This is a genomic window from Actinocorallia longicatena (genome assembly GCF_039534125.1).
GTDB lineage: Bacteria > Actinomycetota > Actinomycetes > Streptosporangiales > Streptosporangiaceae > Actinocorallia > Actinocorallia longicatena.
In genome coordinates this window covers 59838-74074 of record NZ_BAAAUV010000014.1, presented here as the reverse complement: position 1 = coordinate 74074, position 14237 = coordinate 59838, and the positions used below count along the sequence as shown (strand labels likewise).

12 protein-coding genes and 1 tRNA gene are annotated in these 14237 nt (G+C 70.8%); 9 read left to right on the top strand and 4 right to left on the bottom strand.

From position 1 onward, the window contains the following. Positions 1-6 precede the first annotated feature (6 nt). On the bottom strand, positions 7-2034 hold the full coding sequence (locus tag ABD785_RS25650) for a molybdopterin-containing oxidoreductase family protein (RefSeq protein WP_344832945.1): 2028 nt from the start codon (positions 2032-2034) through the stop codon (positions 7-9). Positions 2035-2082: 48 nt separating this feature from the next. Here ABD785_RS25650 and ABD785_RS25645 point away from each other — a divergent pair, with 48 nt between their 5' ends. Both ABD785_RS25645 and ABD785_RS25640 read left to right on the top strand, forming a co-directional pair. Further along, positions 2083-3366 (top strand): TIGR04013 family B12-binding domain/radical SAM domain-containing protein, encoded by a 1284-nt coding sequence (locus tag ABD785_RS25645; RefSeq protein ID WP_344832944.1) that lies wholly within the window; start codon positions 2083-2085, stop codon positions 3364-3366. 20 nt (positions 3367-3386) lie between these two features. Beyond that, positions 3387-3902, top strand: coding sequence for a hypothetical protein (locus ABD785_RS25640; protein ID WP_344832941.1), 516 nt, complete (start codon positions 3387-3389; stop codon positions 3900-3902). A 4-nt stretch (positions 3903-3906) separates the two neighbouring features. Here the strand turns inward: ABD785_RS25640 and ABD785_RS25635 are convergent, their stop codons facing one another. Beyond that, positions 3907-5088: an NAD(P)-binding domain-containing protein gene (locus ABD785_RS25635; protein WP_344832940.1), complete on the bottom strand. Its 1182-nt coding sequence runs from the start codon at positions 5086-5088 to the stop codon at positions 3907-3909. Positions 5089-5161: 73 nt separating this feature from the next. On the opposite strand from ABD785_RS25635, the gene ABD785_RS25630 reads away from it, so the two are divergent. Then, complete coding sequence (locus tag ABD785_RS25630; protein ID WP_344832938.1) at positions 5162-6037, top strand: LysR family transcriptional regulator; 876 nt, start codon at positions 5162-5164, stop codon at positions 6035-6037. A 6-nt stretch (positions 6038-6043) separates the two neighbouring features. Here the strand turns inward: ABD785_RS25630 and ABD785_RS25625 are convergent, their stop codons facing one another. Further along, positions 6044-6790, bottom strand: a complete 747-nt coding sequence (locus tag ABD785_RS25625; protein ID WP_344832936.1) for an SDR family NAD(P)-dependent oxidoreductase — start codon at positions 6788-6790, stop codon at positions 6044-6046. A gap of 120 nt (positions 6791-6910) precedes the next feature. Here ABD785_RS25625 and ABD785_RS25620 point away from each other — a divergent pair. The 3 genes from ABD785_RS25620 (at position 6911) to ABD785_RS25610 (ending at position 8807) form a co-directional block, all read left to right on the top strand. Continuing rightward, a tRNA-Lys gene (locus tag ABD785_RS25620) sits at positions 6911-6984 on the top strand. 343 nt (positions 6985-7327) lie between these two features. Beyond that, complete coding sequence (locus ABD785_RS25615; RefSeq protein ID WP_344832934.1) at positions 7328-7804, top strand: HNH endonuclease signature motif containing protein; 477 nt, start codon at positions 7328-7330, stop codon at positions 7802-7804. Between the two features lie 91 nt (positions 7805-7895). After that, a complete protein-coding gene (locus ABD785_RS25610) occupies positions 7896-8807 on the top strand; it encodes a Scr1 family TA system antitoxin-like transcriptional regulator (RefSeq protein ID WP_344832932.1) in 912 nt (303 codons plus the stop codon). A gap of 160 nt (positions 8808-8967) precedes the next feature. Here the strand turns inward: ABD785_RS25610 and ABD785_RS25605 are convergent, their stop codons facing one another. Further along, on the bottom strand, positions 8968-9735 hold the full coding sequence (locus ABD785_RS25605) for a DUF6879 family protein (RefSeq protein WP_344832930.1): 768 nt from the start codon (positions 9733-9735) through the stop codon (positions 8968-8970). Positions 9736-9918: 183 nt separating this feature from the next. Between ABD785_RS25605 and ABD785_RS25600 the strand changes: the two genes are divergently transcribed. The 3 genes from ABD785_RS25600 to ABD785_RS25590 all read left to right on the top strand — a co-directional run bounded on the left by ABD785_RS25600 (position 9919) and on the right by ABD785_RS25590 (position 14193). Next, on the top strand, positions 9919-10359 hold the full coding sequence (locus ABD785_RS25600; protein ID WP_344832929.1) for a glycine-rich domain-containing protein: 441 nt from the start codon (positions 9919-9921) through the stop codon (positions 10357-10359). Positions 10360-10371: 12 nt separating this feature from the next. Next, complete coding sequence (locus tag ABD785_RS25595) at positions 10372-11166, top strand: phosphotransferase family protein (RefSeq protein WP_344832928.1); 795 nt, start codon at positions 10372-10374, stop codon at positions 11164-11166. Between the two features lie 669 nt (positions 11167-11835). Beyond that, positions 11836-14193: a poly(ethylene terephthalate) hydrolase family protein gene (locus ABD785_RS25590; RefSeq protein ID WP_344832925.1), complete on the top strand. Its 2358-nt coding sequence runs from the start codon at positions 11836-11838 to the stop codon at positions 14191-14193. The last annotated feature ends 44 nt before the right edge of the window (positions 14194-14237 follow it).

The following is a 14237-nucleotide window of genomic DNA, read 5'->3' as shown; positions in this document are numbered from 1 at the left end:
CGGCCGTCAGCAGGGGGTGATCGACACGCGGGTGTCGTGGTAGACCGCGCCGCCCGCGATGTCGGCGTCCCGCTCGGCCACCAGGGCGTTGGCGTTGGCCCCGCCGGACAGCTTCGCCCAGTGGCCCTTCGTGCAGGCCGCGACGCCCGGACGGACCTCGTCGGAGACCACCGCGACGGCCTCGAAGGAGCCCCGGTCGTTGCTCATCCGCACCCGGGCTCCGCCGGTGATCCCGTGCCGTGCGGCGTCCTCCGGGTGGATCGTCACCCGGGGGCCGCCGGAGCGCCGCCGCAGCTCGGGATTGCTGCCGAACACGGTGTTGAGGAACTGGTGGGACGCCGCCGAGATCAGCGCGAACGGGAACCGGGCCGCCAGCTCCTCGTCGGCGACCTCGGCCGGGGGCACGTACCCGGCCAGCGGGTCCTGCCGGTTGGCCTTGGCGAACGACGACCGGAACTCCAGCTTCCCCGAGGGCGTCGGGAACTTCTCCGCGTACGGCAGGAACGGCTTCGGCAGGTCCGGACGGGCGAATCCCCGCTCGCGCAGCAGCTCCAGGGTCACCCCCGGAGTCTTGGCCAGGGCCTGCTCGACGAGCTGCTCGTCGGTCTCGAACAGGGCGGGCTCGGTCAGCCCGAGGGCCGCCGCCAGCCGCCGGAACGTCTCGGTCGTCGGCAGGCACTCCCCCGGCGGGGCGACGGCCGGCTGGTTGAGCGCGATGTACAGGTGCCCGTACCCGTCGTTCAGGTCCATGTGCTCGTGCTGCATCGTCGCGGGCAGCACGATGTCGGCGTAGTCGACCGTGTCGGTGGGGAACTGCTCCAGGACGACCGTGAACAGGTCCTCACGCGCCAGCCCGCGCCGCACCCGGTTCTGGTCGGGGACGCTCGCCGCCGGATTGGCCGCGATCACGAACAGCGCCTCGACCTTGGGATCGGCCTCCAGCAGCGCCTCGCCGACCCGGGTCATCGACAGCGCCCGCGTCCGCTTCCCCGCCCGCAGGTCGGGCCGCATCAGCGCCCGGACGTCCACCGGCACATGCCCGGTCGTCGAGTAGGACAGGCCGCCGCCGGGCAGCGCCCAGTCGCCGGTCACGCCGGGGATGCAGGCCAGGGTCCGCAGCGCGTTCCCGCCGCCCGCGTGCCGCTGCATGCCCTGGGTGGCCCGGATCGCCGTGGGACGGGTGCGGGCGATCCGCCGCCCCAGCCCGATGATCTCCTGCTCGTCGAGCCCGCAGATCTCCGCCGCCCGCGACGGCGGGAACTCCATGATCCGCTCCCGGAACTCCGCCCAGCCCACGGTGCGCTCCCGCAGGAACTCCTCGTCCTGGCCGCCCTCGGCGAGGACCACGTGGAGCAGGCCGAGGGCGAGGGCGGCGTCGGTGCCCGGCAGCGGCGCGAGATGCTCGTCGGCCTGGGCCGCGGTCCGGCTGCGGACGGGGTCGATGGCGACGACGTGCGCCCCGTTCAGCCGGGCGTCCTGGACGAACTTCCAGAAGTGGTGGCCGCTGGTCAGCGGGTTCGTCCCCCAAAGGATCACCAGCTTGGCCAGGGCGAAGTCCTCCGGGTCGATCCCGGCCGAGGACCCGATCGCGTACCTGATGCCCTCGCTGCCGGCGATCGAGCAGATCGTGAACCGGTGCCGGGAGGCTCCCAGCACGTTGAACAGCCGCTGGCCCGCGTACCCCTCGGCGCCCTGGACGTAGCCGAGCGTCCCGGTGCCCCAGTAGGGCCAGATGGCCTCGCCCGGCATGTCCTTCAGGCGTCCGGCGATCTCCGTCAGGGCCTCGTCCCAGGTGATCCGCTCGAAGCGTCCCTCGCCCTTGGCCCCCACCCGGCGCATCGGGTGGAGGATCCGCTCCGGCAGCGCCGCCTGCTCCAGCCAGCGGTTGACCTTCACGCAGAGCGCGCCGCGCGTGTAGGGGTGCTCGGGGTTGCCGCGCAGGCTCGTGGCGACCCCGTCCTTGACGGTCACCACCCACGAGCAGCCGTCCGGGCAGTCCAGCGGGCAGGCTCCCAGCACCTTGAGCTCGGTCATCTCCCCAATCTAGGTCAGGCGGGGGACGGGCCGGTTACGCTGCCCTGCGTGAACGTCCGCGTCGTCGCCCGCTACCGCAAGGCCGTCAGTTACGGCATCCATGCCCTGCTCGCGGCCCTGGAACAGGCCGGGACGCCCGTGGAGATCGGTCTCGGGACCACTCCGGAGGAGACCGCCGCCCTCATCGCCGAGCCGGGCGCGGACCGGGTCCTGGTGCTCTGGTCGTTCTACTCCCCCGACGCCGAGGCGATGGCCGCCGAGCTCGCGGCCGTCCGCGCCCTCGCCGACGGCGATCATGTCCTGCACATCGCGGGCGGGGTGCACGCGACGGCCGAGCCGCAGCACGTCCTGGACTCGGGCTGGGACCTCGCCGGGATCGGGGAGGGCGAGTCGACGATCGTCGCGCTGGCGGAGGCGCTCCGGGCGGGGACGGAGCTGAAGGCCGTCCCCGGGCTGGCCCTGAAGGACTCCGACGGGGTCGCCCTGCGCACCAGGCCCGCCCCGCAGCTCCCCCTGGACGCCTGCCGCTCCTTCCCCACCCCCCGCCGCCATGTCGGCCCGATCGAGCTCACCCGGGGCTGCCGCTACACGTGCCGCTTCTGCCAGACGCCCTTCATGTTCGGCGGGCAGTTCCGGCACCGGTCCGTGGGGAGCGTCCGGGAGCATCTCCGGGGGTTCAGGGAGCACGGGCTCAGGGACGTCCGGTTCATCACCCCGACCTGCCTGTCCTACGGCTCGCCGGGCCCGGACGCCGATCTCGGACCGGTCGAGGAGCTCCTGGCCGGGGTGCGGGAGGAGCTGCCGCACGCCCGGATCTTCTTCGGCAGCTTCCCCTCCGAGGTCAGGCCCGAGCACGTGACGCCCGAGGCGATGCGGCTGCTCAAGAAGTACGTGGCCAACGACAACATCATCATCGGCGCCCAGTCGGGCTCCGACCGGATCCTGGAGGCGTCCGGGCGCGGCCATTCCACGGCGCCCGTCAGGGACGCCGTCCGCATCGCCGTCGAGCACGGCTTCCGGCCGAACGTCGACTTCATCTTCGGCATGCCGGGTGAGGAGGCGGAGGACCAGGCGGCGTCGCTGCGTCTCGCCGAGGACCTCGTGGAGCTCGGCGCCCGCATCCACACCCACACGTTCATGCCGCTGCCCGGCACCCCCTGGCGCGACGCCGACCCGGCCTTCATCCCGCTCGAGACCATGCGGCGCCTCGACACCCTCGCCCAGCGCGGCGAGGCCTACGGCCACTGGCGCCGCCAGGCCGACCACTCCGTCCGCCTCGCCGAGACCGCCAAGGCCTACCCCCGCCGCACGAAACGCCGCCGCGCCGAGTGATCGAGAACTAGGGTGCGGGGATGCGCAAACTCCTCGTGGCGGGCATGATCGTTCTGCTGCCCGCCGGTCTCGTGTCCACCCCCGCCGACGCCCTGGCCGGACGGCCCGCGGCGGCCGTCGCCAAGGCAAAGCCCAAGCTCGGGCCGTTCGGGTTCGGCAAGGTCAGGCTCGGCATGACGGCCAAGCAGGCCAGGAAGACCCGCCAGGTCGTCCTCAAGTCGGCGCCCGGCGGGTCCTGCTCGGGCTGGGACCTGAAGTCCCACCGGACGCCGAAGGACTCGTTCGGCCTCTACCTGTCGAAGAAGAAGGGCGTCGCCGTCATCTTCGCCCAGAAGGGGATGAAGACCCCGCGCGGGATCGGCCTCGGTTCGACCGCCGCGCAGGTCCGCAAGGCCTACCCGAAGTTCCACAAGGTCGAGTACGGCTACTTCATCGCCGTCCCGCGCAACAAGAAGGCGATCTACATGGTCGGCTTCGCCAAGGGCAGGGTCGCCGAGATGTCGCTGGCCCTGCGGACCCAGGACTGCGTCCAGTAGCGGTTCAGGACGCCGCCGCGACGACCTCGACCTCGATCACCAGGCCGTCCCGGAAGAGGCGGCTCACCTCGACGGTCGTGCTCGCCGGCGGCACCGGGAAGTAGGGGGCGCGGACCTCGCCGTAGGCCCGGAGCTGGGACATGTCCGTCACGAAGGTGCGGATGTGGGTGACCTGGCCGAAGGTCAGGCCCTGGTCGGCGAGGATCGCGCCCACGTTCCGCAGGACGACCTCCGCCTGGGCGCGCATGTCGCCCGGGGCGATGACCCGGTCGTCCTCGTCGAGGGCGACCTGGCCGGAGACGAACAGCAGCCCGCCCGCCCTGGTGGCGTGGGAGTAGTGGCCGTTGGTCGCCGGCACGGACGCCGGGTTGATCTTCTGGACGGCGGGCGGTCCTCCGGGCAGGCCGAGGATCGCTGTGAGGTCGGCTTCGGCCTCACCGGCGGCCACGGCGCTCTCCAGCCGGGCCAGGGCGGCCCCCGCCAGCGACAGGACGGGGCTCGGGGCGAGGGCGAGGTCCTTGGCGGCCAGCCCGAGGGCGTAGCGGGTGGCGGGACGCTCGGCGAGAGCGGGCCGCAGCCGGGCGACGACGGGGGCGACCGGGGTCTCCGCCAGGACGTCGAGCAGCAGGCCGCGGTCGACGCCCAGGGAGTCGGCGTAGGCGAGGGTCTCGGCGACCAGGACCTGGGCGGGGACGATCGTGTTCATCACCGCGATCTTGAGTGCGGCCCCCGCTCCCGGGCCGCCCGCGATCCGGACCGTCCCGAAGACCTTGAGGAGCTCTTCGCAGCGGGCCAGGTCGTCGGGGGTCCCGCCGGCGAGGACGGTCAGGGTGCCGTCCTGCGCGGGGGCGGTGCTGCCGAGCACGGGGGCGTCCACGAGGCCGACGCCGCCGGGCAGCAGGCGCCGGAGCCGCGCCACGGCCGCGGGGCCGATGGTCGACATCTCGATCACGAGCGTCCCGGGGGCGGGTTTCGCCTCTTCGAGGACCGAGAGGACGGCCTCGGGGTCGCGGAGCATGGTCACGACGATCCGGGCCCCCGCCACGGCCTCGGCCGGATCGGCGGCCGCCAGAGCCCCCTCGACGTGCTTCGGGGTCCTGTTCCACACGGTCAGCTGGTGCCCGGCGGCGACGAGCCGGCGGGCCATGGGGGCGCCCATGCGCCCCAGTCCGAGAAATGCGATCACCTTTCCGACGGTAGGCGCGGCGCAGACATTCCACCAGCGAGTAGATTGCATGGAAGCCATGCGAGGAGGGAATGTGTTCGACCTCGAGGAACTGCGGCTGTTCGTCTCGGTGGCGGGCACCGGCTCGTTCACCGGCGCCGCGGCCGAGCTGAACTACACGCAGTCGGCGGTGTCACGCCGGATCGCCGCGCTGGAGCAGGAGGCGGGCGGACCCCTGTTCGACCGGCTGGCGCGGGGCGTCCGGCTGACCCCGGCCGGGCGGGTGCTGCACCGGCACGCCCTGGAGCTGCTGGAGCGGGAGGCGGCGGCCGGACGCGAACTGGCGGCCCTGCACTCCGGGCGGGCCGGGATCCTCCGGGTGGGGGCCTTCGCGACCGCGAACGTCGCCCTGGTGCCGTCGGCGCTGGCCCGCTTCCGGACGTCGCACCCCGAGGTCGAGACGGTGCCGTGGGAGGGGCGCAGCTCCGAGCTGGTCGAACGGCTGGCCTCGGGGGCCCTGGACCTGGCGGTGATCAGCGACTACCCGTCGGGGCTGCCGCCGGTGGACGGGGTGACCGTCACGCCGCTGCTGACCGACGAGCTGTCCGTGGCACTGCCCGCCGGCCATCCGCTGGCCGGGTCCGGGCCGCTTCCGCTGGCCGAGCTCAGCGGGGAGACCTGGATCCAGCACGGGCCCGCCGACCGTCCGACCCGGCTCAGCGAGGCCTGCGCCCAGGCGGGCTTCACCCCCCGCCGGATCCTGCGGATCGCCGAGTGGACCGGCAAGTTCGGCTACGTGGCCGCCGGGCTGGGCGTGACCCTCGTGCCCTCCCTGGCGGCCGCGGCCGTCCCGCCGTCCGTCGTGCTGCGGCCCCTGCGCGACCCGACCCCGGCCAGGGCCGTCCATCTGGCGCTCCCGGCCACCCCGCTCCCCGCGGCGTACGCCCTCGCCGCCCTGCTCCGCCCCTGAGACGGGTCAGGGACGGACGATCGCCCCGCCGTCGACGCTGAGGACCTGGCCGAGCAGCCACGAGGCGTCATCGGACAGCAGGAAGGCCACGGCCGAGGCGATGTCGGACGGATCACCCAGGCGAGGGCTCCGCTGCGCCCGCAGGACCGCGGTGCGGAACTCCTCGGGCAGCGAGTCACGGGCCTGCTCGGTGAGGACCAGGCCGGGGGCGATCGCGTTGGCGCGGATCCCCTTGCGGCCCCACTTCGACGCCACATGGCGCATCAGGGCGTTGACGCCCGACTTGGCGATCCCGTAGCTGACCCGCTCCCGCTCCCCCGCGTAGGCGGCGCCCGACGAGGTGTAGACGATCGCCCCACCCCGCTCCAGCAGATGCGGAACGGCGTACCTGGTCAGCAGCAGATACCCCTTGAGATCGACGTCGATCGTCCGGTCGAAGATCTCCATCTCGACGTCCAGGGCATGGGTGTCCCTGCCCAGCGCCCCCATGTCGGCGGCGTTGGCCAGCAGCCCGTCCAGCCGCCCGTAGACCCCGGCCGCCTCCGCGATCAACGCGGCGATCGACTCCTCCGACGCCTGGTCATACGCGACCGCATGACCACCGATCCGCTCGGCGACGGCCTTGGCGTTGTCGAGGTTGAGATCCCCGACCACCACCGAGGCCCCCTCCGAGGCCAGCCGAACGGCACTCGCCTCCCCGATCCCGCTGCCGCCGCCCGCCACCACCACGACCCGTCCACCGAAGCGTTCCATCCGCGCAGAATAGAACAGGTTCTACTTCCAGGACAGCCCCACCCCACAATCGATTCGCACACCCCTCCCCCTCCTGGTAATGTTCTCCACGTCAGCCGAACGCGAGTTCAGCAGACACCCGCGCCGCTAGCTCAGTTGGTTAGAGCAGCTGACTCTTAATCAGCGGGTCCGGGGTTCGAGTCCCTGGCGGCGCACCCCACGAATCAGGGCATCCACGGTTTTCCGTGGATGCCCTGATTGCTTTCCATCACCCATGTGTGCCCAGCTGTCACGATCGTGTCGCAGCATGTGTGCTCGACCCCCGTGACAGCGACCCAGGGACGATCCGACACCACGTCCGCCCGACGACGCCGCCGATCACCCGGGTCGGCCAGACACCCACGATCTTGATAACGCGCAACTCGCGGCATGAACAACACATCGCCACAGGCACCACCGAGAAGCGGGCAGTTTCCAGCCGCGATCTTTCGTGCTGGATAGCCTGAAGGTGTGCCGGAGAACAGACCGTCAATCCCAGCAGACCTAGAGCGCCGTCTCATGGTCGAAGCTGGACACCGCTGTGCGATTCCTACTTGCCGTACCGTGGCACCGTTGGAGATCGAGCACATCGAGGACTGGGCCAAAGTCAAGGAGCACACGTTCGAGAACATGATCGTCCTGTGTGCCAACTGCCACGGACGCAAAGCGAGCGGCTCGCGCAGCCTCGACCGAGCGGCTCTGAAGCAGTATAAGGCCAACCTGGGACTGATCAACCAGCGCTACTCCAGCGCCGAACAGCGACTTTTGGAGTACTTGGCCGCACACCTCGATGTCGAGACCATGAGCCTCCCGGCGGGGATGTCCTGGCTGTTCGACTATCTCGTACGGGATGGCGTCATCGAGATCGAGCAGTTCCGAGGTCCCATCACCTGGGGGATGTTCCAGTCCGAGAACTTCGGGATGGACCAAGCGAGACTTACCGAAGCAGGCAAAGCAGTCGTTCGTGGGCTGGCTGAAGCGCAACCCCTAAACTAAGTCAGACCGGCAGCGCCGGACGCGTGCCCCCACTTTCCTCATCCGGTGAATCCGTCACCGGGGGCGAAGGCCGGGGCGGCATGATTCGGTCATGCCGTCTTCGCCGTCGTCGTCAGCGCAGTCTGCTCGCCGACGTCTCGGCGCGCGGCTCCGTGCGCTGCGGGAAGCGGCGCGAACCCCTGAGGGCTCGAGGGTCACGGGGCGGCGGTTCGCGGAGCTGGCGGGCTGGTCGTCGCCGTCCCTCGTGTCGATGATCGAGAACGGCAACCGGACGATCAGCTCCGATCACGTGCGGTTGTGGTGCGAGATCTGCGGGGCCACCGAGCGCCGCACCGCCGAGTTGCTGGCCGAGCAGGCCAACGTCGCGGGAATGTGGTTGACGTGGAAGCAGGTCAACCGAGCCGGGCTGTCAGCCACCCAGCGGGCGGCTCACGGCCAGTACGAGAACGTGAGGCTGTTCCGCTCCTACATGGCCAACGCCCTGAACAGCCTGATCCAGACCGAGGACTACATGACGGTCGCACTCACCGCAGTCCGCCTCGATCAGGGCCTCGACGTAGACGATGTGTCCGAGGCTGTTGCCGAGCGGCTCGGCCGAAAAGACACGCTGCGGCGACCGGACGCGCGTTGGCTGTTCCTGCTAGAGGGCCAGGTCCTGTGGCATCGGGTCATGCCCGTGGACGTGCACCGGGGCCAGCTTCACCACCTGCTGGACCTCGTCACCCATCCCAGCCGCCGGCCGACGGTCAGCCTCGGGATCATTCCGGCTGCGGGCGACCGCACCCGGGACGGGGTTCATGGAGTGTGGCCGGAGGAGTCCTTCACGATGTTCGACTCCGAACGCGTCACCATCGAACTGATCTCCGGCTACCTGTCGATCACCCAGCCCGACGAGATCGCCGCCTACGTGACCGCGTGGGATCGGCTGTTCGGTCGTGCGGTTCACGGGGAACGCGCGGCGGCGCAGATCCGGGCCGCCCTCACCGACCTCGACGGCGCCTAGGGGCTGTTTCAAAGTCGGCGCCCGTGGCGAGCGGCGTCCAGGTGCGTGCCTCGCGGGGGCGGAGGAGGGAGTCGACCTGGTTGGGTCGGCGACCGACGACAACCTCGCGAGGTGCGTGCCTGGGCGCCGCGCAGTAGGGCAGTTGACTTTGAAACAGCCCCTAGGCGATTTTGAAGTCGATGTGCGGCGTCGCGCGCTCCCAGATCCGTTCGAAAGCGAGCAGGGATCGGGCGATGACGTCGGGATCGTTGCTGTAGTGGTCGCGCAGGAACGTCCCGTCCCCGGTCGTGGTGGAGAACACGATCAGCCGGTGGTCGATCAGCCAGAAGTCGGCGACGGGCACGAGCAGGTCGGGCGCGGTGTCGCGGACCAGCCAGCGGACGTCCTCTCCGGCCTCGACATTCGCGTCAGTGTGCATGTGCATCCACCGGGTGGTGTCGGTCGGAGGGGAGCTGATGACGCGGGACCGCCGCATCCGCACCCCGCGCTCGGCGATGGAGGAGACGACGCCGAGCCAGCCCGACCGGTCATACAGGCCGTCACCGCCCGCTTTCCAGTCCACATAGGCCGGATGGTCGGGGTCGTAGGTGTCGCGGGTCTCCAGATGAATCAGTGACGTCCGCGCGGTCTTCAGCAGGTCATCGAGGTCGATGTCCCCGTGGCCGATGCGTCCTGGTTCGTAGGTGCCGGTGACGGCCTCGGCGATGATCGGCCGCATCCGGGCGGGCAGCCGGAACACGCCTTCATCGGCGCTGGCCGGGGCGTCCCGCTCGAACCTGGCCAGGATCCGGGGATCGGTGACGATCTTCCCCCGGAAGTAGGGATCGCCGGTTTCGGGATCGACCCACACGCCGCAGCACCGGTTGTCGACGCTGTCGGGGTCGATGCCGACCAGGTCGAATACGGGCTCGTGCTCGTGCTGCTCCATGCCGATGCCTCCGGGACGGCGATCGCGGGCTACGTCCGTTCGACCTTCACCCGCCCCCTTCCCGTGGTCAAGGCTGACCGGCAGATCGAAGGTGTGAATGTCTGTGAACTTCCTGGTCGTGGCACGCTGCCGGGAGTCACGGTGGGTTCAGCAGACAGAACCGACCAGGGAGAGGCACCGAACATGTCCGAACCTGTCATCGCCGAAAGCAAGCACCCCCGCGACCTGCTGGACGGGTGGGTGATCGACCACCTCGCCGAGCGTGCCGGACGACGCGGCCACGACCGGAACATGGCCCTGCGCCTGATCGACATGGCGCTCGTGTTCCTCGTCGCCTGCGGGGAGAACACCGGCGCGAAGCTGTCGCCTCCGTCCGACGCCATCGACGAGGTGTGGCACGACCTCATCACCTGCACCAACGAGTACGCCCTGTTCTGCGACGCCATGGCCGGAAGGTTCATCCACCACCGGCCCATCGTCAACGACGACATCACCTCAGGACGGGCTCACACCCGTACCATCGCGGCCATGCGCTCCACCGGCCTGCCCATCGATGAGGAACTCCTCATCGGATCGCCCCGGTGCATGAACACCTGCAACCACCCCTGCTCCGAAGACGACTAGGGAGATCTGACGATGCTCCGAACCGCGTGGACCGATCTTCCCGCCAACGTGCGAACCGCCGTGCGAGAGCAGACCGGCCACGTGCTGGAGGAAGCGCCCACGCGGTTCGGGGCCCGCGCCGCCCTGACCTCGACGCTCACCACGAAATCCGGGCCCGTGTTCGTCAAGGCCGCCCAAGCCGGAAGCCCGTTTCTGGCCGGCCTGCGCACCGAGCAAGCCGTCAACCCCCACGTGAAGCACCTGGCAGCCCCGCTACTGTGGACGGTCGAGACCGACGGCTGGCTCGTCCTGGGCTTCGAACACGCCGCGGGAACACACCAGTTCTACGAGCCGGGGAGCGCAGCCCTGGCCGCACTCACTCGCTTGCTCCACGACCTGGCCGACCTCCTCTGCCCCGGCGTGGTCACCAAACCCGTCGGAGCCAAGTGGGCAGGCGGCGACGGCCTCCTCACCGAGGCCATGGACGGTGACGCGCTCCTGCACACCGACCTCAACCCCGCCAACTTGCTCCTCGCCGGGGACGGCCGAGCCGTAGCCGTCGACTGGGCCTGGGCCTCACGCGGCGCGCCCTGGGTCGAGATCGCCCTCCTCATCCCCCGACTGATCAGCTACGGACACACAGCCGAACAAGCCGAACAATGGGCCACCCAATTCCCCGCCTGGCGACAGGCACCCGGCACCGCACTCGACGCCTTCGCCACCGAGAACCTGCGCCGCTGGCAGGAAGCCAAGACCGGCGACCCCGCCTGGCTGGCCGAAATGGCCGACTCAGCCCAGCAGTGGATCCTCCATCGCCGCCAGCGGTAACGTCTGCCATGAGCCGGGCGGCCGGCCCCCTTCCAAGGAATCTGCTACCACCTGCCTGGCGAAACCCACCTGCCCGGCCGCTGATACCGCTCCAACGAGCCCGGCCCTGCTCCCGGAACGTCCGCCGCGAGCAGGCCCACACCCGCGTAGGCCAGCCGCAGGCCCTCAGCTGGAGAACGCCGGGTTCCCGGGTAGCAGCGACCGCGACCGGCTCACCCCGACCGGGCCGCTCAGCCGGCGCCACCCGCCCCTGAACCCCGGATCCGACCTACCGGAACCCCGAAAACTCCACTCCACGGCCACCCCGCCCTTCCGCCCCGAACGCCGAGGTAAGCGATATGCGGTGATCATCTGGCGGGTGTGCAGCGAAGTCGAGGCGGCCCGGCGGGCAGATGTGTCACGGCGAGGCGGGACCGGTGAGGGCCGGGTTCCGCGGCCTCTGTGGTCACGTCCGTGACGTCCTCAGGGGGACGGGCCGAGGTGCCCGCGGGGTGGGCGCGGTCGGCGACGAGGGGATCACGTAGCGATCTTTAACCAAGGCGTAATCCGCCTTAACGGAGGCGAATCGATAGAACGTTCCAATCGGGCGGAGAACTCGCTTCGCATCGGTGGTCGCGGCGGAATCGTCGGTGGGGCCGGTGTCTTGCGTCCGAAAGGAAACACATGCGCATGGCCCTGGTGCGTACGGTCACGGGTGGTCTGACCGTCGTCCTGCTTCTCTTTTCTCTTCTGGCCGTGCCCGCGCACGCCGCAGACGAGTGGTCGGTGACGCCCATCGACGGGGGGCATCTGATCACTCTGCGGCTGGACGCTCCGCTGCCTGTTCGAGATGCCGTTCCGGAGATCGCCGTCGACGGGCAGCCACTCGGGGCGGCGGTCGAGTCCGAGGACGGGATGACGCTCACCCTGCTCACGTCCGATCCGCGGGCCGCTTCGGCCTCGCGGGTTCAGGTGGCGTGGAACGGCGTGGTCGAGGAGGTGCGGCCGCTTCCTCGGGGGATCTACGTGCCTCCGGCGGAGTCGTCGCCCGGGACCATCGATCTTGATCCTGCCACGCCCGGGGCCTACGGCGTCGAGCACACCGGGTACGACCTCGGGGACACCGCGATCTCGTTGCAGGGGATCGGGGGGCGGCTCGGGGAGCTGCGGGCCTCGGTCTCTCTGCCCGTGGGGGCCGTGGGGCGGCGGCCCGTCGTGCTGTTCCTGCACGGGCGGCATTCGGCCTGTTACAACCCCGTCAGCAGGCAGACCAGCAACAACGCCTGGCCTTGCCCGGCAGGGCAGCAGCCGATCGAGAGCTTCAAGGGGTACGGGGGACCTGCCGACGCGCTCGCCAGCCACGGGTATGTCGTGGTGTCCGTCAGTGCGAACGCCGTCAACGCCTATGACGCGAACTTCTCCGAGGACCGGGGGGCTCTGGCGCGGGGGGAGGTCGTCATGAAGCATCTCGATCTGCTCGCCGCCGCCGCCAAGGGGGAGGGGGAGCCCGCGCTCGTGGCGCTGTTCCAGAACCGGATCGACCTCGGTGACGTCGGGCTGATGGGGCACTCGCGCGGAGGTGAGGGGGTCGTCAAGGCGGCGCTCATGAACGCCGGGCGGGAGAAGCCCTATGGGATCAAGGCGGTGCTGCCGCTGGCGCCGACCGACTTCGCGCGGGCGACGCTGCCGGGGATCCCGACCGCGACGATCCTGCCCTACTGCGACGGAGACGTGTCCAACCAGCAGGGGCAGCACTTCTACGACGACTCGCTGTACGCCGACGCCGGCGACAGCGCCTTCCGGGCGTCGCTGATGGTGATGGGCACCGACCACAACTTCTTCAACACCGAGTGGACGCCCGGGGTGGCCACCGCGCCCGCCTCGGACGACTGGTCGAACAACAACGACCCCGTCTGCGGCAACCGGGCGGCGTCCCGGCTGAGCGCTTCCGAGCAGTACGCCGTCGGGACCGCCTTCATCGCCGGGTTCTTCCGGCTCGTCCAGGGGCGGGAGACCGCGCTGCTCCCGCTGTTCGACGGCAGCGGCAAGACCGTCGCCTCCACCGGGCGGGCCGTCGTCCACACCGTCGCCCAGGCACCGGCCGCGAGCCGGGTCGACGTCGCGACGTTCACCTCGAACGCCTCCTCCGCGGCCGTGTCGGGATCGGCCACCGGGACGATCTGCGCGAGCATGCTCGACCGGTCCCCGCAGAGCGGGCTGCCGTCGTGCGCCACCCGGCTGACCACGTCCCAGGCGCCGTCCTGGACGCCGGCCACCTACGCGCCGAACGTCACCGCGACGCCCGTCATGCGCTTCTCCTGGCAGGACCCCACCGGACGGCTCACCGCGACCCTGCCGGAGGCCGCCCGGAACATCTCGCGCACCGAGTACCTGACGTTCCGGGTCGCCCGTGACGAGACCGTCGCCGCGAGCGCGCCGCTCGACCTCACCCTGACCCTCACCGACGGACGCGGCCGGAGCGCGAGCGTCCCGGTCTCGGCCCTCGGCGGCGCCCTCACCCCGCTGCCCGGTCTCAGCTCACCGCTGCCCAAGACCTGGCTGCGCGCGGTCCGGGCCCCGCTGAGCGGGCTGAGCGGGGTCGACAAGAAGGACATCCGGGAGGTCTCGCTCACCGGGGCGAGCGCCACCGGGGCCGTCTACCTGGCCGACCTCGGCTTCACCCGGTACCGGGTCGGCGAGACGACGCTGCCGTCGCTGCCGCAGGTCTCGGTCGCGTCCCTGACCGTCCCCGAGGGCAACGGGCCCGGCACCGCCGCCGTGGTCGTCACCCTGTCCGAGCCGAGCGCCTCTCCCGTCACCGTCAACCTTCAGTCGCTGGCCACCGGGACGGCACCGGTCATCACCCAGCTCACCGCGCCGGTCACGATCCCGCCCGGCGAGACCACCGGGGTCTTCACCGTCCCGGTGCTCGGCAACACCACGGTCGCGACCGTCGCCCAGTCCTACCAGGTCGTCGCCACCGTGCCCGTGAACGCCACCGTCGGCAGCGGCTTCGCCCGCCTCGTCGTCACCGACGACGACGCCTGACCGCACCATCGAGGGGCCTGGAACCACCGCCGTTTCCGGGCCCC